The organism is Variovorax sp. P2_H12 (genome assembly GCF_056403395.1).
This window is the reverse complement of the sequence record NZ_JBFUFO010000027.1, coordinates 52,340-72,728: the sequence shown is the minus strand read 5'-3', so window position 1 is coordinate 72,728 and position 20,389 is coordinate 52,340. Positions and strand designations below refer to the sequence as shown.

Here is a 20,389-nt window from a genome sequence, read left to right as displayed (position 1 = left end):
GAGTCCCGACATGAAGAGCTTGATGCAGACCTTGACCCGCAGCGCACTGGCGGCCGCGCTGGGCGCCGGCCTCACGGCAGCGGCGTTCGCGGCCGACCTCAAGGTCGGCCTGAGCGTCTCGCTCTCCGGCCCCAACTCCTCGCTCGGCGTGCCCTACGCCAAGGGCATGCAGGCCGCGCTGGCCTACAAGCCGGAGGTCAACGGCCGCAAGATCCAGCTGATCGTGCTCGACGACGGCTCCGATCCGACCACTGCGGGCCGCAATGCGCGCAAGCTGGTCGAGGAGGACAAGGTCGATGTGCTGATGGGCACCTCGGGCGTGCCGGCCGCGATCGCGATGGCGCAGGTGGGCCGCGACGCCAAGGTGCCGATGATCGGCCTGACCCCGATCCAGCTCGACGCCGCCGAGAACGCCTGGGTGTTCACGGTCGCGCAGCCGACCCAGCTCATGATCGACGCGGTGGTCCAGCGCATGAAGAAGGACGGCGTCAAGACGGTGGGCTACATCGGTTTCTCCGATGCCTGGGGCGACCTGGTCTACAACGCGCTGATGAAGTCGGCGCCCGAGGCCGGCATCAAGGTGCTGGGCAACGAGCGCTATGCGCGCGCCGACGCCTCGGTCACCGGCCAGGTGCTCAAGCTGGTCGCGATGAAGCCCGATGCCGTGATGACCGGCGGCGCCGGCACGCCAGGGGCGCTGCCCTTCCTGGCGCTGACCGAGCGCGGCTTCAAGGGGCCCGTGTACGGGCAGCACGGCCTGATCAACCCCGACTTCGTGCGCGTCGTCGGCGCCTCCGGCCAGAACGCCCTGATGCCCACCGGCCCGGTGATCGTCGCCGAGCAGCTGCCCGACGGCTACCCGACCAAGAAGATCGCCATGGACTTCCGCGCAGCCTTCCAGAAGGTCAACAACGCGCCGACCAGCGACGCCTTCTCGGCCTACTCCTTCGACGGCTGGCTGGTCTTCACCGATGCCGCCGCGCGCGCCAAGGGCGAGCCGGGCACGCCCGAGTTCCGCCTCTCGCTGCGCGACGCCATCGCCAGCACCAAGGAAGTGGTGGGCACGCATGGCGTCTACAACTTCAAGCCGGGCAATCTGTACGGCGTCGACGAGCGCGCCCGCGTGATCGTCAAGCTAGACAACGGCCAATGGAAACTCGCCCCCTGAATGTGGCCCCCACGCTCCCCCACTGCGTGTGGGTCGCTGCCCCCCGAGGGGGAAGTCGCAGGCCGCCCGTCTGCGCGAAGCGCGGACTTCGCCGCGCTGGCGGCCCGGCGGCGGCCTGATCCTCACGCACCTTTTTTTCAATAGCAACTTCAGGACGATCATGCGAAGGGCATTTCAATGACATGGGACGTGGCGCTCATCCTGGGCATCGACGGGCTCGCCAATGGCGCGGTCTATCTGCTCGCAGGGCTCGGGCTGGTGCTGATTTTTTCCGTCACGCGGGTGGTGTTCGTGCCCTTCGGCGACATCGCGGCCTTCGCGGCGCTGACGTTGGCGGCCTTCGAGACCGGCCGCCTGCCGCCGACGATCGGCCTGGTCATGGTGCTGGCCGCGCTGGCAGTGGTGACCGAGGTCGGCAGCCTGCTGCGGCGCGGCGAGGGCCGCAAGGTGCCCAAGGCCATCCTGGCCTGGGGCGTGCTGCCTCTGCTGCCCTGCCTGCTGGCCTGGGCGACCGCACGGCCGGGCATGCCGGCGGCCGTGCAGATCGCGGTCACCGTGCTGCTGGTGGTGCCGATCGCGCCGCTGCTGGCGCGCGTAGTGTTCCAGCCAATCGCGGATGCCTCGGTGCTGGTGCTGCTGATCGTCTCGCTGGCGCTGCACTTCCTGCTGTCGGGCCTCGGCCTGCTGTTCTTCGGCCCTGAGGGTTCGCGCACCCAGCCGCTCGCCGGCGGCAGCATCGCGCTCGGCGACGGCTTCTCCGTGAGCGGGCAGGTGGTGCTGATGGTCGGTGCGGCCATCGTGCTGAGCGGCCTGTTCTTCCTGGTGTTCGAGCGCACGGTGGCGGGCAAGGCGCTGCGCGCCACCGCGGTCAACCGCGTCGGCGCGCGGCTGGTCGGCATCCGGCCGGCGCGCACCGCCTTGCTGGCCTATGGCAGCGCCTCGCTGCTGGCCGGCCTGATCGGGGTGCTGATCGCGCCCGTGACCACCATGTACTACGACTCCGGCTTCATCATCGGCCTCAAGGCCTTCGTGGCCGCGATCATCGGCGGCCTCGTGAGCTACCCGATGACCGCCATCGGCGCGCTCGCGGTGGGCGTGGTCGAGAGCTTCGCCTCGTTCTGGAGCGGCGCGCTGAAGGACGTGATCGTCTTCAGCCTGCTGATCCCGGTGCTGATGCTGCGATCCTTCATGAGCGTGCATTCCGAAGAGGAAGAAGACGAGGTGGACCAATGAACCTCGTTCGGACCCGCAATTTCTGGATCGGCCTCGGCCTCGTCGTCGTCGCGCTGGCCGTCGCGCCCGCGCTCGCCGGCAACTTCACGGTCTCGCTGCTCAACGACATCGGTATCGGCGCGCTGGTCGCGCTCGGCCTGGTGATGCTGACCGGCATCGGCGGCGCCACCTCCTTCGGGCAGGCGGCCTTCGTCGGCATCGCGGCCTATGCGACCGCCTGGCTGACCACCGCCCAAGGCCTGTCGCCGTGGCTCGGGCTGCTGTTCGCGCTGCTGCTGACCGGCCTCTCCGCGCTCGCCATCGGCATGCTCACGCTGCGCCTGGGCGGCCACTTCCTGCCGCTCAGCACCATCGCCTGGGGGCTGTCGATCGCGATGCTGTTCGGCAACGTCGATGCGCTGGGGCGGCACACGGGGCTGTCGAACATCCCGCCGCTGACGATCGGGACCTGGTCGCTGGCCGATCCGCGCGCCATCTACTACCTGATCTGGGCGCTGGTGGGGCTGGCCTTCCTGTTCAGCCACAACCTGCTGCAGTCGCGGCCGGGCCGCGCCATCCGCAGCCTGCGCGGCGGCGCGACCCTGCTTGCCAGCGTGGGCGCGGATGCCTACCGCGTCCGGCTCTCGCTGTTCGTCACGGCCGCGCTGTTCGCGGGCCTCGCGGGCTGGCTCTATGCGCACATGAACCGCTTCGTGAGCCCGTCGCCCTTCGACGTGCGCGCCAGCATCGAGTACCTGCTGATGGCGGTGGCCGGCGGCCTCGGGCAGCTGGCGGGCGCGCTGGTCGGCTCGGCGCTGGTGCTGATCCTCAAGAACGGCCTGCAGGACGTGCTGCCGATGCTCACGCAGCGCGCCGGCCAGCTCGAGGCGGTGGCCTTCGCGACGATCTTCATCCTGCTGCTGCACTTCGCCCGCGGCGGCCTGATGGGCTTCGTGCGGCGCTGGACCCGTGGCCGCTTCGCCGCGGCGCCGTCGCGCGAGCCCGCGGTGCCGGTCGAGCCGCTGCCGCATCGCAGCCTGCCCGACCGTGGTTCGCCGATCCTCTCGGTGACCGGTGCGGTCAAGCGCTTCGGCGGCCTGGTAGCGGTCAACGACGTGAGCTTCGATGTCAAGGCGGGCGAGATCGTCGGCCTGATCGGGCCCAACGGCGCCGGCAAGTCGACCATGTTCAACCTGCTGACCTGCACGCTGCCGATGACGGCGGGCCAGGTGCGCTTCCTGGGCCAGGACATCGCGGGCCTGCCGCAGCGCACGGTGGCGCGGCTCGGGCTGGCGCGCACCTTCCAGCATGTGAAGCTGCGCCCGCACATGAGCCTGCTCGACAACGTCGCGCTCGGTGCCCACTCGCGCACCACCTCGGGCGTGCTCAAGGCCGGCCTGCGGCTGGACCGCACCGAGGAGCGCCAGATCCTGCAGGAAGCGCAGCGCCAGCTCGACCGCATCGGCCTTGGCGACCGCGCCCACGAACTCGCCGGCAGCCTGCCGCTGGGCACGCAGCGCATCCTGGAGATCGCGCGGGCGCTCGCCGCCGATCCGGTGCTGCTGGTGCTCGACGAGCCCGCCGCCGGCCTCAGGCGCAAGGAGAAGATGGCGCTCGGCGACCTGCTGCGCAAGCTGCGCGACGACGGCGTGACCATCCTGATCGTCGAACATGACATGGACTTCGTGATGAAACTGGTGGACCGTCTGGTGGTGATGAACTTCGGCTCCAAGCTGGTCGAGGGCGTGCCCTCGGCGGTGCGCGCGGACGAGCGGGTGCAGGCGGCGTACCTGGGGAGCGTTGTATGACAGCGATGCTGGAAATCGGGGACCTGCACGTTTCGTACGGCCAGGTCGACGCGGTGCGCGGCGTCTCGCTCAACCTGGAACACGGCCAGATCATTTCCGTGATCGGCCCCAACGGCGCCGGCAAGACCACGCTGCTGGCCGCCGCGATGGGCCTGCTGCCGAGCAAGGGCCTTCTGCGCTTCGAAGGCGAGGACCTGCACGGCCTCGACGTCGAGGCGCGCGTGGAGCGAGGGCTGTGCCTGGTGCCCGAGAAGCGCGAGCTCTTCGGCGAGCTCAGCGTGCTCGACAACCTGCAGCTCGGCGCCTTTTCCAGGCGGCTGGGGGGCGCCGCGCTGAAGCGCCAGCTGCAATCGGTCTACGAGCGCTTTCCGCGGCTGGCCGAGCGGCGTGCGCAACGCGCCGATACCTTGTCGGGCGGCGAGCGGCAGATGCTCGCGGTCGGCCGCGCACTGATGTCGGCACCGCGCCTGCTGATGCTCGACGAGCCCAGCCTGGGCCTGGCGCCGCTGATCGTGCGCGACATCCTCATGATCGTGCGCAAGCTGCGCGAGGACGGCGTGTCGATCCTGCTGGTGGAGCAGAACGCGCGCGCCGCGCTCGAGAGTTCCGACCATGGCTACGTGCTCGAGACCGGCGAGATCGCGCTGTCGGGCGCTTCACAGGAACTGGAGAGCGATCCGCGGGTGCAGGCCACCTACCTCGGCGGAGGCACCCACGATGATGAATGAGGTCCGCGCGCTGCCCGCCGCCCTGCGCACGCTGCCCGCGATGCTGCAGCGCCAGTCGGCCTTGTTCGCCCGGCGTCCGCTGCTGCGGGTGGCGGGCCGCGCGTGGTCGCATGCCGATGCAGCCGCAGCCGCCGCGGCGCGCGCCGCGGCCCTGGCGCAATCGGGCGTGGCGCGCGGCGACCGCGTGGCCCTGATGTGCGGCAACCGCATCGAGTTCCTCGAGGCCTTTCTCGGCGCCGGCTGGCTCGGCGCCGTGGCGGTGCCGGTCAACACGGCGTCGATGGGTCCGCAGATCGAGTACTTCCTCGCCAACAGCGAGGCGAAGCTGCTCGTGATCGAGGCGGATTGGCTGGAGCGCCTGCAGACCGCGGACCTCGGCCGAACCGCGCTGCGCGAGATCTGGGTCATCGGCGACGTCCAGGCCGCGTGGCAGCCGCCCGCGGGCATTCGGCTGGTGCCGTATCCGCTCGGCGGCGAGGCGATCGCGCCGGCGGCCGTCCAGCCCGGCGACCCGCTCGCGATCCTCTACACCTCGGGCACCACCGGCCCGGCCAAGGGCGTGATCTGTCCGCACGCCCAGTATTTCTGGTGGGGCGTGAACAGCGCCGAGGTGCTCGGTGTCGGCGCCGACGACGTGCTGTGCACCACGCTGCCGCTGTTCCACATCAATGCGCTCAACACCTTCGCCCAGGCCGCGCTCACGGGCGCCGAGGTGGTGTTCGAATCGCGCTTTTCGGCCTCGGGCTTCTGGCCCTCGATGCGCGCCAGCGGCGCCACCGTGGTCTACCTGCTCGGCGCGATGGTGCCGATCCTTCTGGCCCAGCCCGAAGGGCCGGGCGAGCGGGAGCACCGGGTTCGCACCGGGCTCGGCCCGGGCGTGCCGGCGGCGGCGGCCCAGGCCTTCCTGGCGCGCACCGGCGTGCGGCTGCTCGAAGGCTACGGCTCGACCGAGACCAACTTCGCGATCGCCACCGCCCCCGATTCGCCGCGCGGCGGCGTGATGGGCTGGCTGCGGCCGGGCTTCCAGGCGCGGGTCGCCGACGAGGACGATGCCGAGCTGCCGGCGGGCGAGGCCGGCGAACTGCTGCTGCGCGCCGACGAGCCCCATGCCTTCGCGAGCGGCTACTTCAACATGCCGCAGAAGACCGTCGAGGCCTGGCGCAACCTGTGGTTCCATACCGGCGACCGCGTGCTGCGCGACGCCGACGGCGCCTTCCGCTTCGTCGACCGCATCAAGGACGCGATCCGGCGCCGGGGCGAGAACATCTCCTCCTTCGAGGTCGAGCAGGTGCTGCTGAGCCATCCGTGCGTGGCCGCCTGCGCGGTCTACCCGGTGCACTCCGAACTGGCGGAGGACGAGGTGATGACGGCGCTGGTGGCCCGGCCCGGCAGCCGCATCGATCCCGACGAACTCATGCGCTTTTGCGAGGCGCGGCTGCCTTACTTCGCCGTGCCCCGCTATATCGACCTGCTGGACGACCTGCCGCGCACCGAGAACGGCAAGGTGCAGAAGTACAAGCTGCGCGAGCGCGGCGTGTCGGCCGCCACCTGGGACCGGGGTCCGGCCGCGCGGGCCAGAGGCTGAGCGATGTTCTCCCTCGACGGTCGTACGGCTTTCGTCACCGGCGCAGGGCAGGGCCTCGGGGCCGCTATCGCGCGCGGGCTGGCCGAGGCCGGCGCCAGCGTGGTGCTCGCCGATATCGACGGCCCGGGCGCCGATGCCGTCGCGGCGAGCCTGCGGGACGCCGGCCACGCGGGCGTCTCGATGGCGCTCGACGTGCGCGACGAGGCCGCCTTCGCCCGCTGCTTCGAAGCCGCGGTGCAGCGCCTCGGCGCGGTCGACGTGATGGTCAACAACGCCGCCTTGACACCCACCACCTCGCTCTGGGACATCACGGCCGGCGAGTGGGACGAGGTCATGGCGGTGAACCTGCGCGGCAGCTTCTTCGGCTGCCGCATCGCCGGGCGCCACATGCGCGCGCGAGGCTCGGGACGCATCATCAACCTGAGCTCGATCGCGGGCCAGCAGCCCAGCGCCGCGACCGGTGTTCACTACGCGGCCTCCAAGGCGGGCCTGATCGCGCTGACGCGTTCGTTCGCGCAGGCCCTGGCGGCCGATGGCGTGACGGTCAATGCGATCGCCCCGGCGGCGATCCGCAGCCCGCTGCTCGACGCCATGGACGCCCCGCACCGGCAGGCGCTGCTGCGCGGCATTCCCGTCGGCCGTTTCGGCGAGGCGCAGGAAGTGGCAGCGGCCGTGGTGTACCTCGCTTCGGCGGCAGGGGCCTTTGCGACCGGCACGACGCTCGACCTCAACGGCGGCCGCTCGATGCGCTGAAAAGCACCGGTGGTTAAAATGTTTAGTTGTCAACTATTTATCCAGCCATGAAGAATGCACTGAATGGGCGCCACGCGGTCGTGACCGGCGCCGCACGCGGAATCGGCGCCGAGATCGCGCGCACCCTGGCGACCGAGGGCGCCCGCCTGAGCCTGATCGGCCGCGATCGCGCCGCGCTGGAGCGTGTGCAGAGCGAACTGCCGGGTACGGGACACGCCGTGGCGGTGGCCGATGTCGGCAACGCCGACTCGGTGCGCGCCGCCTTCGAGGCCCTGCGCGCCGCGTCGGGCCCGGTCGCCATCCTGGTCAACAACGCGGGCCAGGCCGAGAGCGCGCCCTTCCTCAAGACCTCGGTCGAGCTCTGGCAGCGCATGCTGGGGGTCAACCTCACGGGCAGCTTCCTGTGCGCCCAGGCCGCGCTGCCCGACATGCTCGAGCTCGGCTGGGGCCGCATCGTCAACATCGCGAGCACCGCGGGCCAGAAAGGCTACGCCTATGTTTCGGCCTACACGGCGGCCAAGCACGGCGTGATCGGCCTCACGCGCTCGCTGGCGCTCGAAGTGGCGCGCAAGGGCATCACCGTGAACGCGGTCTGCCCGGGCTACACCGACACCGACATCCTGCGCGCCAGCGTCGCCAACGTGGTCGGTAAGACCGGCCGCAGCGAGGCCGATGCGCTGGCGGAATTCGCGGTCGTCAATCCGCAGCGCCGCATCGTGCAGCCGGCCGAGGTGGCGGATGCGGTGCGCTGGCTCTGCGGCGAGGGCGCGGCTTCGGTCACCGGCCAGTCGATCTCGGTGTCGGGAGGAGAAGTGACATGATCGACAGCACCAACGACCCCTCGCACGCGGCGCTCAGCGACGCCGAGGAACTGGGCCACGAGGCCCGCGCGGGCAACGACGACCACGCCGTGCTCAAGCTCTGGCTGCGCATGCTGGCCAGCACCACGCAGATCGAGGCCGAGATCCGCAAGCGGCTGCGCGAGCGCTTCGACATCACGCTGGCGCGCTTCGACTACATGGCGCAGCTCTACCGCTACAAGGACGGCCTCAAGATGCGCGTGCTGTCGCGCTACCTGATGGTCACCGGCGGCAACGTGACCGGCCTCACCGACGAGCTGGAGCGAGAAGGCGTGGTCTCGCGCACCGCCAGCCCGGACGACCGCCGGGCCTGGATCGTGAGCCTCACGCCCAAGGGCCGCCGCAGCTTCGAGGCCATGGCCAGCGAGCACGAGCAGTGGATCCTCGAGATGTTCTCGGGGCTCGACATGAAGACGGTGAAGCAGCTGCACAGCCAGCTGGGCCAGCTGCGCGTTCATGTGATGCGCAACGAGGCGGCGGGCGAGGAGTCTTCGTGAGCGAAGCGCTGGGCGGTGCGTTCCGCCGCGAGCGGCTGATCCGCTTCTCCGACTGCGATCCGGCGGGCATCGTCTTCTACCCGCAGTATTTCGTCATGTTCAACGGCCTGGTCGAGGACTGGGTCGACGCGCTGGGCATCGGCTATCAGCGGCTGATCGTGCAGCAGCGCATCGGCCTGCCGACGGTGCGCCTGGAAGCGGACTTCCGCGCCGTGAGCCGCTTCGGCGACCGCGTGACGCTGGCGCTCGCGGTCGAGCGCCTGGGCACGCGCTCGCTGACCCTGGCGCTGCAGTGCGTCGACGCCGAAGACGAGCTTCGCATGCAGATGCGCCAGGTGCTGGTGACGACCTCGCTCGAGAGCCATCGCGCGCTCGAGATTCCCGCGGCGCTGCGCGAGGCGATCGTGCGCGGCGTGCCGGCCAGCGCGGATTGAGGCCCCCGGTCAGGTCGCGACAGGCTCGACGGGGGCTGCCACGTCTTCGGCGCCTGCCGCCTCCGGCTCGGCCTGGCGCCGCAGCACCACCGGTTCGCGCCGCGTCTTGTTGAACAGCAGTTGGGTGACGTCCGGCCGCGCATAGTGGCCGGCCGGGTCGCCGGCCGCCTTGGCCAGCGAGATCATGCCGAGGTCGATGTCGGCCACCACCAGGCCTTCCTCGTCCTCGGCCAGGTTCTTGCCCAGCGGCGATCCATCGGGCCCGTAGATGCGCGCGAAGCCGCCGCCCACCAGCAGCATCTGCTGCTTGCCGGCGTCGGTGCACAGCATCTCGTGCATCGACTTCGAGACCGTGGCGCAGGGCGCGACCACGAAGCACTGGCCCTCGGCCGCATACACCTGGCTGGCCGCGTTGTTGACTTCGGCGCCGAGCGCGTAGGCGGCGCCGCGGTAGAGCGAGAAGCTGGGCCAGGCGCCGCAGTGGATCTGCTCGTTCTGCGCGTACATCGCGTACTTGCTGAGGGGCTGCAGGTGCTCCCAGCACGACAGCGAGCCGATGTTGCCGATCGGCGTCTCGACCACGCTGAGGTCCGATCCGTCGCCTTCGCCGAACACGGTGCGCTCGACATGCGTCGGCTTCAGCTTGCGGCGGGTCTGCAGCGTGTGGCCCTGGTCGTCGATCAGCGCCTGCGCGATGTAGAGGCTGCCCGCGGCCTTCTCGCTGTAGCCGAGCGAGACCCAGATGCGGTGCTTGCGCGCGGCCTCGCGGATGCGGTCGAATTCGGCCGAACCGACCACCAGTGCGTTGTCGTGGTAGCGCTGCACGAACTGCATGCCCCAGGCCGGCGAATCGAGCCAGATCCACCACGGATAGCCGGGCACCCAGGTTTCGGGGAAGGCGATCAGCTGCACGCCCTGGCCGGCCGCCTGCGCCATGAGTTCGATGGTCTTGTCGAGGGTGGCGTCGAGGTCGAGGAAGACGGGCGCGGCCTGCACCGCGGCGACGCGAAGGCGGGGATGGGTGGTGCTGGACATGGTGGGGGACTCCAAAAGTGACGGAAGGAAGCCGCCGCATCCGGGTTAGCGCGGTGGCATGCGGGTTGCTTGAAGCGTAAGTTCGCCGCCTGGAAACGCCTTGTCCGGAATTCGCAGCGTTCTTGATCCAGCGTTGCAGGCCGCACTTCCCCGGAAGGATCCCCATGACCCAACTGCTCAGCACTGCCGTCGTTCCGCGCGAGCAGCGGCTCGCCTACTGGACCGACATGATCTGCAATGTCTATGTCCAGCTCGACTGCGATCCGGTGCCGGGCGACCGCGCCGGCGGCGATTTCGGCGGCAGCATCCGCCAGCACACGCTGCCCAGTCTCGACGTCTCGGTCGTCACTTCCGGGCCGCAGCGGGTGATGCGCACCTCCGGCCACATCGCGCGCTCTTCGGACGATTGCTTCCTGGTCGGCATCCAGGCCCGTGGCCGGGGCGTGGTGCGACAGGACGGTCGCGATGCGCTGCTGTCGGTGGGCGACTTCGTGCTCTACGACAGCACGCGGCCCTACGAACTGCTGTTCGACGACGCCTTCGAGCAGATCGTGCTCAAGCTGCCCGGCGAACGCCTGCGCAGCGAGTTGCGCGACACCCACACGCTGACCGCCACGACGGTGTCCGGCCGGGAGGGCGCCGGCCACCTGCTGCTGGGCATGATCCGCACGCTGCACGAGGACATCGACGCGTTGCAGCCGGCCTCGGCGCTGGCGGTCGCCAACGGCGTGCTCAACATCCTGGTGGCTGGCCTGCAGACGCTGCCGGCCGCGCGCTCGCCGGGCCTGAGCAACCTGACGGCCTTCCACCTCGCGCGCATCAAGCGGCGCATCGACGAGCGGCTGGACGATCCGGCGCTGTCGGTCGGCACGCTGGCGGCCGGTCTTGGCCTCTCGGTGAGCCAGATCCACCGGGTGTTCAAGAGCGAGCCGGTGACGCCGGCGCAGTACATCTGGGAGCGCCGGCTCGAGGCCTGCAGCCGCGACCTGCTGGACCCGCGCGCGGCCGGCCGCACGGTCGGCGAGATCGCCTATGGCCGCGGCTTCAGCGATGCCGCGCACTTCAGCCGGGCGTTCCGCGACCGCTTCGGCTGCTCGCCGCGGGACTGGCGCCAGCGCGTCGCGCATTGATCTTCCGCGGCTGCCGCCACGGCGCGGGTTCCGGCATGATGTGCGGCGCAGCCCCACCGGAGAGAAGAATGGCGCGTGCCGATAGAGCCGAACCCGAGAACGCGAACGAGAGCGAAGACGCGACGCGAGCGCAGGCGCTGGCGAGCGCATTCACCGCCCCGAGGCCGACCGTCGAGGAGCGCATGGCCGCCGGCAAGGCCTTGCGCGAGCGCGTGCCCCGGGCCAGTCACCGCGCCTTCCAGCGCCAGCCGCATGTCGACCCCGTGGCCATCCTGAAGGCGCAGGCGGCCACCCGCTTGCAGGAGCTGGTGCCGGTGCGGCACGCACGCATGCTGCAGTCGCCGTTTGCCTTCCTGCGCGGCTCGGCGGCGGTGATGGCGGCCGACCTGGCCCCGGGCCCGGCCACCGGGCTCCAGGTGCAGGCCTGTGGCGACATGCATGTGGCGAACTTCGGCGTCTTCGCGTCCGCCGAGCGGCAGCTGGTGTTCGCCATCAACGATTTCGACGAGACCCAGCCCGGGCCCTGGGAATGGGACGTCAAGCGGCTGGCGGCCAGCGCCTTCGTGGCGTCGCACCATCTGGGCGGCGACCGGTCCGAGCGCGAGGCCGCGGCGCGCGCCGCGGTGGAAAGCTACCGCAGCCGCATGCGCCGCTACGCGGGCATGGGCGAGCTGGAGACCTGGTACGACACCATCCACAGCGCGCGGCTGATCGACTCGCTGCCGCCCGCCATGCGTCCGAGTGCGGAAGCGGCGCTGGACAAGGCGCGCAAGCGCACCCACATGCAGGTGCTCGACAAGATGACCGACCTGGTGGACGACCAGCACCGGATCGTCGAGCAGCATCCCTTCATCGTGCGTTCGCCCCTGACCTCGATGGGCCGTCCGGTGGGCGAGGCGATCGGCCATTGCCTGGCCCACTACCTCGATTCGCTGGCGCCCGAACGCCGGCTTCTGCTGTCGCGCTACCGGGTGGTCGATGCCGCGCAGAAGGTGGTCGGCGTGGGCAGCGTCGGCACCCGCTGCTGGATGGTCCTGATGCAGGGGCGCGACGAGGACGACCCGCTGTTCCTGCAGCTCAAGGAGGCCCAGCCCTCGGTGCTGGCGGGCTACGCGGGCGGCCCTGTCGCGGCCGACGGACCGGCCAACCATGGCGAGCGTGTCGTCCGGGGGCAGCGTCTGATCCAGGGTTCGCCCGACATCTTCCTGGGCTGGGGCGAGATCGACGGCGTGCACTTCTACATCCGGCAGCTGCGCGACATGAAGGGTGGCATGGACCTGGAGCCGGGCGGGACCACGCCAGGCGGCTTCATTGAATACTGCAGGCTCTGCGGCTGGGCACTGGCGCTGGCGCACGCCAAATCGGGCGATGCGGCGATGATCAGCGGCTACCTCGGCAAGTCGGATGTGTTCGACGATGCGCTGGTGAACTTCGCCGCCGCTTATGCGTTGCAGACCCGGACCGACCACGAGCGCTTTGCTGCGGCGGCGAAGGAGGGGATGGTGGAGGTGGCTGCCGTGTAAATCCTGCAGTCGACGGCTACCCCCACAAGGTTCAGTACGGAACCAGACCTTCGCCTCTCCCAAACCCAAGTTCACGTCTTCCTATGCCCGAACAAGTCCGCATCCGCCCGGCCGTTGAAGGCGACTTCGATGCTTGGCTGCCCCTCTGGGACGGCTACAACTCGTTCTACGGCCGAAGCGGAACGACGGCATTGCCGGTCGACATCACACGGACGACGTGGTCGCGCTTTCACGACGTTGGCGAGCCAATGCATGCGCTGGTGGCTGAAGGCTCATCGGGCCTTCTCGGTCTGGCCCACTTCCTTTTCCATCGAAGCACGACTCAGCTCGGGCCGAGCTGCTACCTGCAGGACCTGTATACGGTTAAAGCCGCCAGGGGGAGGGGCGTCGCACGCGCGCTCATCGAGGAAGTCTATCGGCGGGCGAAGGCGGGCGGTTCCCCGAGGGTGTACTGGCAGACCCAGGAGACCAATGCCACCGCGATGATGCTCTATGACAAGGTTGCCGAGAAATCGGGTTTCATTGTCTATCGAAAGATGCTCTGACGATGGACAGGCCCGGGGAACGTCGAGCCCGGAACATGCGCCCGAGAACGCGCCCTTGCCGCCCTACTCGTAGAACGCGGGCGACAGCTTCTGTCCGTCGCGCTGCGCCTTGTCGTGGTTGATCCAGAGCTGGGCGTCGTCCCTGGCCATGATGTTCGCGATCCGCTGCATCGAGGCGGCAGTCTGCTCCGCGTTGAAGTTGATCGAGGGAACGCGTCTGTGGTCCCAATTGCCCTTGAAGTGGACGGCATCGCCGGAAAGCAGGACTGCGCCGGTTCGGGGTAGCTTCACGACCAGCGATTGGTGCCCCACAGTGTGCCCGGGCGTCGAGATGATGGTGACGCTGCCGTCGCCGAACACGTCGCGGTCGCCTTCGAGTGCGGTCACCGTTGCGCTGGGCCGGGCCCGAAGGGAGCTTCCGTTCGGGGACTCGTATTCGGCTTTTTGCACCAGCAGCATCGAGTTCGGGAACATGTCGACATTGCCGATGTGATCGGGGTGGCCATGAGAAACCGCGACGTACTTGATGTCCGACGGCTTCAAGCCGAGTTCGTCAATCTGCGCCGCGAGCTTCTTCGGCAGGTGCCAGGTGGTCGCGCGCGGATCCGAGGGTCGCAAGCCTTCGGGCATGGCCGCGACTGAGTCGGCGAGGCCCGTGTCCCACAGCAGCCAGCCCTGCGCGTGCTTGATGAGGTAGCAGCTGTCGGCGAATGGCATCGACTTGCCCACATTGACGCCCGGCGACCAGCGCGAGATGTCTCCCGCGACGCCTTCGCCACAGTTCAGGATGTAGAGGCGCTGAACGCCGGACAGCCGCGTTTGTGAAACGATGGGTTGCGCGCACGCCTGCAAGAGGAACAGGGCCGCTGCGAGACTGGCCACCATCAGCCCGAGGCGCCTGATACAGGACATCATGCTGTTCCCTTTCGTTTGACGCGACGAGGAGGGAACGCTTGTAACAGTTCGCCGGCGAAACGGCAACGAAGTGCGCAGAAGGCGGAGTGTGACTCTCCTCCTCCTTGCACGCCCCGCAACGAGTAGACGCGGGGGGAAGTTCCGCCGCATGAGATCGAGAGGTCGTCAAGCGGGCGGCGCCAGCGCCCGCTTGAGGATCTTCCCGGTCGACGTGGTCGGCAGCGCATCCAGTACCGTGATGCGCGACGGCCGCTTGTACGGCGACAGATGCTGCCGCAGATGCGCTTGCAGGGCGTCGGGGTCGAGCGCGGCGCCGGGCTCGAGTTCGACGAAGGCTTCAATCGCCTCGTTGCCATCGGCCTCCGGCACACCCACCACGGCACTCAGGTGCACGCCCGGAAAGCGATTCAACACACCCTCGACCTCGGCCGGGTACACGTTGAAGCCCGAGCGGATGATCATTTCTTTCAGGCGACCGACGACGAACAGCGCACCGTCCGCGTCGAGCTGGCCGAGGTCGCCCGAGGCGTACCAGCCGCCGGGCCGCATCACCTGCGCGGTGGCGGCCGGGTCGCGGAAGTAGCCCAGCATCAGGCCGGCGCCGCGCAGCCAGATCTCGCCGACTTCGCCGGGTGCGGCATCGCGGCCGTCGGCAGCGACGATGCGAGCCTCGCCGCCGTCCACCAGGTAGCCCGCCGAGGTGTCGTCGCGTGCCACGCCGCGCCGGGTCAGGAACACCGAGCCGGCGTATTCCGACAAGCCGTAGCCGTAGTGCAGCGCTTGCCCGAACATCGTCTCGACGCGCTGTTTGAGCGCCAGGTCGAGCGGTGCCGAACCGGTATAGAGGTAGCGCAGCTGCGGGAAGGCCGGCTTCGTGCGCGTCTCTTCCACATACGCCAGCAGCCGTGCGTACATGGTGGGCGGACCTTGCAGGTTCGACACCCTTTCATGCGCCAGCGCCTGCAGCATGTCCGCGGGCGAGAAGCTGCTGCGCAGCACCAGCGAGGCGGCGCCGCTCAGCGAGGCCATCAGCACCGTCCCGAGCCCGAAGATGTGCGTCATCGGCAGGAAGGCGTAGGCGCGGTCGTCGGCCGTGAGCGCACGCGAGGCCGCCGACACGCGGCCGAAGTGCAGCAGGCCGCGGTGCGACACCATCACGCCCTTGGGCGTGCCCGACGTGCCCGAGGTGAAGATGATGGCCGCGGTATCGGCCAGCGCCGCGTCGGGCTCCGGAGTGGCGCCCGCGCGCAGCGGCGAACGCAGCACGCCGGGCAGGGCGCTCGGCACCGCGTGGGCTTGCTGCGCATGCTGCAGTGCCGCGGATGAAACCTCGCTCGTGAAGTAGCTGAGCCGTGCGTCGGCACGCTCGACGATGGCGACGACCTCGCCCGGCGACATGCGCGCGTTGACGCCGCAGGACCAGGCGCCCACCCGGCTGCAGGCCATGATCAGCGCGATGTGCGCGGCGCAGTTCTCGGCCACCAGCAGCACGCGGTCGGTGGGCCGCACGCCGGCGCCGCGCAGGTCTTCGGCGGCGGCGTCGACCATGGCTTGCAGCGCGGCGTACGAGGTGTTGCCGGCGGGCTCGTGCAGGAAGATCGCATCGGGCGTCTGCGCCGCACGCAGCGCCAGCAGTTCGTGGATTCGAGACGGCACCACGCTATTCCGCCTCGATGCCCTTGGACACCGTGGCCCACAGCTTGCGGTCGGATTGCCCCTTCTGGTCGAGCACCGCGGGCGCCCCGGACCAGACCTCGTAGCCCTGGTCGAGCAGCCGCGCCGCCACCGCCTCGCGCGCCAGCACCTTCACGGCCGCCGCGTTGATGCGCGCCACCAGCGCCGGGTCCATGCGAGCCGGCCCATAGAGGCCGAACCAGCCGCCGACGTCGAAGTCGGCAACGCCGGATTCGATCATGGTCGGCACCTCGGGCAGCATGCGGTTGCGCTGGCGCGAGGTGACTGCCAGCGCGCGCACCTTGCCCGATTCGATGAAGGGCCGCGAGGTCGCGATGATGTCGAACATCATCGCGAGCGTGCCGCCCATGACGTCGGACAGCGCCGGCGCGCTGCCCTTGTAGGCCACGTGCGCCATCGGCGCGCCCGTCATCTTCTCGAGCAGCGCGCCGCTCAGGTGGTTGGACGATCCGACGCCGGCGGAGCCGTAGAACACCTTCTGCGGATTGGCCTTGGCGTAGGCCAGCAGCTCGGCCACGGTGCGCACCGGCAGGTCCTTGTTGACCACCAGCACGTTGGTGTAGGCCACCAGCGGCGCGATCGGCGTCAGGTCCTTCATCGGGTCGAAGGCCATCTTGCGCTGCACGTTCGGGTTGATCGTGATCGTCGGGCTGGCGCCGAAGAACAGGGTGGCGCCGTCGGGCGCCGCCTTGGCGACCACATCGCCGCCCATCGACCCGCCCGCGCCGGCCCGGTTCTCCACGATCACCTGCGTGCCCAGCTCCTGCGCCAGCGCAGGCGCGAGCAGGCGCGCGGCGCCGTCGACCGGACCGCCGGGCGTGTAGCCGACCACCAGCTTGACCAGCGTCGGCAGCGGCGCGGGGCCGGCGGTCTGCGCGGGCGCCAGCAAAGGCCACAGCGCCGTGCCGGCCAGCAGCGCCAATGTGCGCCGCCGGGGCGGAGGAGGGGTTGAGAGGTCGATGTTCGATGCGGTCTTCGGCTGGCTCATGGTCTGGTCTCCCTGTGTGTGCTCTTGCTTGCGGAACTCAGCCCGGCAGGTTCAGGACCTGCCGCGCGAGGATGTTGCGCTGGATCTCGTTGGTGCCGCCGTAGATCATGGCGGAGGTCGATCCGATCAACGGCGACAGCGCGTTGAAGGGCTGGCCATCGAGGTCCTGGTCGCCCGCGATGGCGCCTTGCTCTTCGCTGGCCTCGATCAGCAGCGCGCCGATGCGGTGGAAGGTTTCGCTGGCCCAGATCTTGAGCAGCGAGACCGAGGCGGGCAATGGCTTGCCGGCCTTCACGATGTTGGCAAACCCTGTATAGGCGGCGGAAAGATCCGCAACGTCGAGCCTGAGCGCCGTGTAGCGCTGTGCGAACACCGGATCCGCGAACAGCCGCCGCGACTGCGCCAGGCGCGCCAGTTGGCCCAGCGCGTACTGCGCCTGCTTGGGGCTGCCCAGGAAGATGCGCTCGAAGCCCAGCAGCGCCTTGGCGATGGTCCAGCCGCCGTGCAGCTTGCCCACCAGGTTCTCGGCCGGCACCCGCACCTGGTCGAAGAACACCTCGCAGAACTCGGGTTCGCCGGCCAGCGTGTCGATCGGCCGGATGGTGATGCCCGGCGTGCGCAGGTCGCACAGCAGGAAGCTGATGCCTTCCTGCTTCTTGGCCTCGCGGTCGGTGCGCACCAGCAGGAAGATGTGGTTGGCGTCCTGCGCCAGCGTGGTCCAGATCTTCTGGCCGTTGACGATGAAGTGATCGCCCTCGGCATCGCGCGCCTGCAAGGCCTCGGTGCGCAGGCCCGCGAGGTCGGAGCCGGCGTTGGGTTCGGAATAGCCCTGGCACCAGACGTGATCGCCGGCCAGGATGCGCGGCAGGAAGCGCTGCTGCTGCTCGGGCGTGCCGTGCTGGATCAGCAGCGGCCCGATCATCACGATGCCCTGGTCCGGCGCGCGCGCCACGCCGTGCTGCTCGAGCTCCTCGATCCAGGCGATCATCTTGTCGGCCGCGAGGCCCATGCCGCCGTGCGCCTGCGGCCAGGCCGGCGCGACCCAGCCCTGCGCCGACAGCGTGAGATACCACTCGCGCATCTCGCTCCAGCGCGCGCGGTGCGACAGGTAGCGCAGCGCGGCCGGATAGCGCTGCTGCAGGAAGGCGCGCACCATGCGGCGGAACTCGGCCTCCGGCATCGCGCTCCAGTCGGCGCTCTGCGGAAACTCGCCGTGCCAGGCCACGGCTTCGTCGGTGCGCGATCCGGCGTCGGCCAGCGCGGCATAGCGGCGCTGGTGCGCCGTGACATTGCCGAGCCAGGCCGAGAGACGCAGCGTGCGCTTGTAGTAGAGGCTGAGGTCGCACTCTTGCGTGTAGCCGATCGCGCCGTGCAGCTGCACCGCCGAGCGCGAGGCCTGCAGCGCGGCCGCCGTGCAGCGCGCATTGACCCGGCTGGCCTCGGCCTCGAGCCGTTCGATGGCGACGCCGGCCGGATCGCCGGCCAGCGCCAGCACCTCGTCGAGCGTCGCGCGCGCGATCTCGAGGTGGATGAACATGTCGACCGTGCGGTGCTGCAGCGCCTGGAACGCGCCGATCGGCTTGCCGAACTGCGTCCGGGTGCGCAGGTAGGCCAGCGTCTGCTCGAGCATGGCGCGGCCGGTGCCGAGCAGCTCGGCGGCCTGCAGGATCTGGCCCGCGGCGAGCGCATGCCGCAGCGCATCCCGCGCCGCCGGACCCTGCGCCAGCACGGCGCCGGCGGGCAGCGCCACGCGATCGAAGCGCAGCGTGGCGGCCTCGCCGCCGTCCACCAGCGGCACCAGGGTCTCGGTCACGCCGGCGCTGCCGCGCGGCACCCACAGCAGCACGGTGTCGTCGTCGCCGCGGGCCGACACCAGCCAGCCGCTGGCGGCCGCGCCGGGCAGCACCATCTGCTTCTCGCCCTGCAGCAGCACGCCGCCCTGCGGACCGGCTTCGCAGCCGCAGTCGAGCGGCACGTCGCTCAGGTCGCCGGCGCTCTCCTGCCAGGCCAGCGCAGGCAGGCTGCGGCCCGCCACCAGTGCCGACAGCAGTGCTGCGGCTGGCGCGCCGTCGAGGCGGGCCAGCAGCAGGGCGCCAAGGCCGGCCACGGCCAGCAGCGGCTCGGGGGCCACGTGCTCGCCGGCGGCGTGCAGGATCTCTGCCGCGCCCGACAGGTCGAGGGCCATGCCGCCGGCCGATTCGGGCGCCAGCATGCCGGGCCAGCCCAGTGCCGCCAGTTCGGCCCAGCCGGCGGCCGCGGCGCGTGCGCGGTCGCCCGCGGGCTGTGCTTCGGTCAGCGCGCGGCCGCGGCGGATGCTGTCGCTGCGGGTGAAATAGTCCAGCGCCGCTTCGCGGATCGCTGACAGGGAATCGGAGTCCATGGGGGCTTGGGTGAGCAGTGGAGGGCGAGGGCAAGCGTGCCAGAAGAGCCCCGCGAGCGGCATTCGCCTTTGCCAAAGGCAGGGTTCGGCATTGACTGAACCAGGGCGGCCGCGAAGGACTAGATTCGCAGCATTGCCGCTTTGCTGAATGCCTGCCCACCCATGACCAAGATCAAGAAATCCCTGCACACCGAACTCGGCCACAGCACGCCCGACCGGATCACGGTGCGCGGGCGCGACCTGCCGTCCGAGATCCTCGGCCACCTGAACCTCGGCGACATGGCCTTCCTCGAGCTCACCGGCCGCATCCCGACGCCGCAGGAGTCCGTGACCTTCAACGCCATCGTGGTCACGCTGGTCGAGCACGGCATCACGCCGAGCGCGCTGGTCGCGCGCCTGACCTATGCCGGCGCACCGGAAGCGCTGCAGGCCGCGGTGGCGGCCGGCCTCTGCGGGCTCGGCACGGTGTTCGTCGGCAGCACCGAGGGCGCGGCCCGCATGCTGTACGAGGCGATCCCGCCCGGCACCCAGCCGACCCGGCCGCTCGAGGACATGGCGCGCGAGATCGTCGCCGCCTTCCGCGAGCGCAAGGAGATCGTGCCGGGACTGGGCCACCCGCTGCACAAGCCGATCGACCCGCGCACGCCGCGCCTGTTCCAGATCGCGGCCGAGAACGGGCTGTCGGGCCATTACGTGGCGCTGATGCAGGCGGTGCAGGTGGAAGCCGAACGGGTGTCGGGCAAGTCGCTGCCGATCAACGCCACCGGCGCCATCGGCGCGATCGCCTCCGAGTTCGGCTTTCCGTGGCGCATCATCCGCGGCTTCGGCGTGATGGCCCGCGCCATCGGCCTGGTGGGCCACATCCTCGAGGAGATCGACGACCCGATGGGCGTCGAAATCTGGCAGCGGGTCGAGCGCGAGGCCGGCGGTCCGCGACAGGAATGAGCGCGACCCGCTCCATCGAACGAACCCCGCCATGACCGAAGACACCCTGGACATCGACCACCTGCGCAGTTGGATCGGCCGCACCGAGACCCACGACGACCTGATGTCGCCCTGGACCGCGAGCGCGCTCGCGGCGCCCCGGCGCAATGAAGATCAGCCCAGGCCGGCCGGCCGGGCACTGCCCCCGC

General features: G+C 70.1%; 18 protein-coding genes. 13 read left to right on the top strand and 5 right to left on the bottom strand.

The window, feature by feature from the left end; genetic code table 11:
• The first annotated feature begins 10 nt into the window (after positions 1 to 10).
• From AC1DYK_RS21170 to AC1DYK_RS21130, 9 genes are all read left to right on the top strand, one after another.
• Entirely contained in the window at positions 11 to 1,168 is a 1,158-nt protein-coding gene (locus AC1DYK_RS21170) for an ABC transporter substrate-binding protein (RefSeq protein WP_478092050.1), read from the top strand.
• Between the two features lie 177 nt (positions 1,169 to 1,345).
• Positions 1,346 to 2,401 (top strand): branched-chain amino acid ABC transporter permease, encoded by a 1,056-nt coding sequence (locus AC1DYK_RS21165; RefSeq protein WP_478168100.1) that lies wholly within the window; start codon positions 1,346 to 1,348, stop codon positions 2,399 to 2,401.
• Positions 2,398 to 4,188 carry a branched-chain amino acid ABC transporter ATP-binding protein/permease gene (locus AC1DYK_RS21160; protein ID WP_478168099.1) on the top strand — a complete coding sequence of 597 codons (1,791 nt, stop codon included), beginning with the start codon at positions 2,398 to 2,400 and terminating at the stop codon, positions 4,186 to 4,188. The genes AC1DYK_RS21165 and AC1DYK_RS21160 overlap by 4 nt, the downstream gene beginning before the upstream one ends.
• Complete coding sequence (locus tag AC1DYK_RS21155) at positions 4,185 to 4,916, top strand: ABC transporter ATP-binding protein (RefSeq protein ID WP_478168098.1); 732 nt, start codon at positions 4,185 to 4,187, stop codon at positions 4,914 to 4,916. Before AC1DYK_RS21160 ends, AC1DYK_RS21155 begins: the two co-directional genes overlap by 4 nt.
• Complete coding sequence (locus tag AC1DYK_RS21150; protein WP_478168097.1) at positions 4,906 to 6,501, top strand: ATP-dependent acyl-CoA ligase; 1,596 nt, start codon at positions 4,906 to 4,908, stop codon at positions 6,499 to 6,501. The genes AC1DYK_RS21155 and AC1DYK_RS21150 overlap by 11 nt, the downstream gene beginning before the upstream one ends.
• A gap of 3 nt (positions 6,502 to 6,504) precedes the next feature.
• Entirely contained in the window at positions 6,505 to 7,254 is a 750-nt protein-coding gene (locus AC1DYK_RS21145; RefSeq protein WP_478168096.1) for an SDR family NAD(P)-dependent oxidoreductase, read from the top strand.
• A 47-nt stretch (positions 7,255 to 7,301) separates the two neighbouring features.
• A complete protein-coding gene (locus tag AC1DYK_RS21140; RefSeq protein ID WP_478168095.1) occupies positions 7,302 to 8,075 on the top strand; it encodes an SDR family NAD(P)-dependent oxidoreductase in 774 nt (257 codons plus the stop codon).
• Positions 8,072 to 8,611 carry a MarR family winged helix-turn-helix transcriptional regulator gene (locus AC1DYK_RS21135; protein ID WP_478113494.1) on the top strand — a complete coding sequence of 180 codons (540 nt, stop codon included), beginning with the start codon at positions 8,072 to 8,074 and terminating at the stop codon, positions 8,609 to 8,611. Before AC1DYK_RS21140 ends, AC1DYK_RS21135 begins: the two co-directional genes overlap by 4 nt.
• The gene (locus tag AC1DYK_RS21130; RefSeq protein ID WP_478168094.1) at positions 8,608 to 9,045 is read left to right on the top strand and encodes an acyl-CoA thioesterase; all 438 of its coding nucleotides are present in this window, start codon (positions 8,608 to 8,610) and stop codon (positions 9,043 to 9,045) included. The genes AC1DYK_RS21135 and AC1DYK_RS21130 overlap by 4 nt, the downstream gene beginning before the upstream one ends.
• A gap of 9 nt (positions 9,046 to 9,054) precedes the next feature.
• Here the strand turns inward: AC1DYK_RS21130 and AC1DYK_RS21125 are convergent, their stop codons facing one another.
• Positions 9,055 to 10,080, bottom strand: a complete 1,026-nt coding sequence (locus tag AC1DYK_RS21125) for a carbon-nitrogen hydrolase family protein (protein WP_478168093.1) — start codon at positions 10,078 to 10,080, stop codon at positions 9,055 to 9,057.
• Positions 10,081 to 10,244: 164 nt separating this feature from the next.
• Between AC1DYK_RS21125 and AC1DYK_RS21120 the strand changes: the two genes are divergently transcribed.
• From AC1DYK_RS21120 to AC1DYK_RS21110, 3 genes are all read left to right on the top strand, one after another.
• Positions 10,245 to 11,210 carry an AraC-like ligand-binding domain-containing protein gene (locus AC1DYK_RS21120; protein ID WP_478168092.1) on the top strand — a complete coding sequence of 322 codons (966 nt, stop codon included), beginning with the start codon at positions 10,245 to 10,247 and terminating at the stop codon, positions 11,208 to 11,210.
• Between the two features lie 68 nt (positions 11,211 to 11,278).
• Positions 11,279 to 12,733 (top strand): DUF2252 domain-containing protein, encoded by a 1,455-nt coding sequence (locus tag AC1DYK_RS21115; RefSeq protein ID WP_478168091.1) that lies wholly within the window; start codon positions 11,279 to 11,281, stop codon positions 12,731 to 12,733.
• 83 nt (positions 12,734 to 12,816) lie between these two features.
• The gene (locus AC1DYK_RS21110; RefSeq protein ID WP_478168090.1) at positions 12,817 to 13,278 is read left to right on the top strand and encodes an N-acetyltransferase family protein; all 462 of its coding nucleotides are present in this window, start codon (positions 12,817 to 12,819) and stop codon (positions 13,276 to 13,278) included.
• A gap of 63 nt (positions 13,279 to 13,341) precedes the next feature.
• Here AC1DYK_RS21110 and AC1DYK_RS21105 read toward each other — a convergent pair whose 3' ends face one another.
• The 4 genes from AC1DYK_RS21105 to AC1DYK_RS21090 all read right to left on the bottom strand — a co-directional run bounded on the left by AC1DYK_RS21105 (position 13,342) and on the right by AC1DYK_RS21090 (position 19,256).
• Positions 13,342 to 14,259, bottom strand: coding sequence for an N-acyl homoserine lactonase family protein (locus AC1DYK_RS21105; protein ID WP_478168089.1), 918 nt, complete (start codon positions 14,257 to 14,259; stop codon positions 13,342 to 13,344).
• Between the two features lie 99 nt (positions 14,260 to 14,358).
• Positions 14,359 to 15,849, bottom strand: coding sequence for a class I adenylate-forming enzyme family protein (locus AC1DYK_RS21100; protein WP_478168088.1), 1,491 nt, complete (start codon positions 15,847 to 15,849; stop codon positions 14,359 to 14,361).
• Between the two features lie 4 nt (positions 15,850 to 15,853).
• Positions 15,854 to 16,876: a Bug family tripartite tricarboxylate transporter substrate binding protein gene (locus AC1DYK_RS21095; protein WP_478168087.1), complete on the bottom strand. Its 1,023-nt coding sequence runs from the start codon at positions 16,874 to 16,876 to the stop codon at positions 15,854 to 15,856.
• Positions 16,877 to 16,913: 37 nt separating this feature from the next.
• A complete protein-coding gene (locus AC1DYK_RS21090) occupies positions 16,914 to 19,256 on the bottom strand; it encodes an acyl-CoA dehydrogenase (RefSeq protein WP_478168086.1) in 2,343 nt (780 codons plus the stop codon).
• A 162-nt stretch (positions 19,257 to 19,418) separates the two neighbouring features.
• On the opposite strand from AC1DYK_RS21090, the gene AC1DYK_RS21085 reads away from it, so the two are divergent.
• On the top strand, positions 19,419 to 20,201 hold the full coding sequence (locus AC1DYK_RS21085) for a citryl-CoA lyase (RefSeq protein ID WP_478168085.1): 783 nt from the start codon (positions 19,419 to 19,421) through the stop codon (positions 20,199 to 20,201).
• Positions 20,202 to 20,389 lie beyond the last annotated feature (188 nt).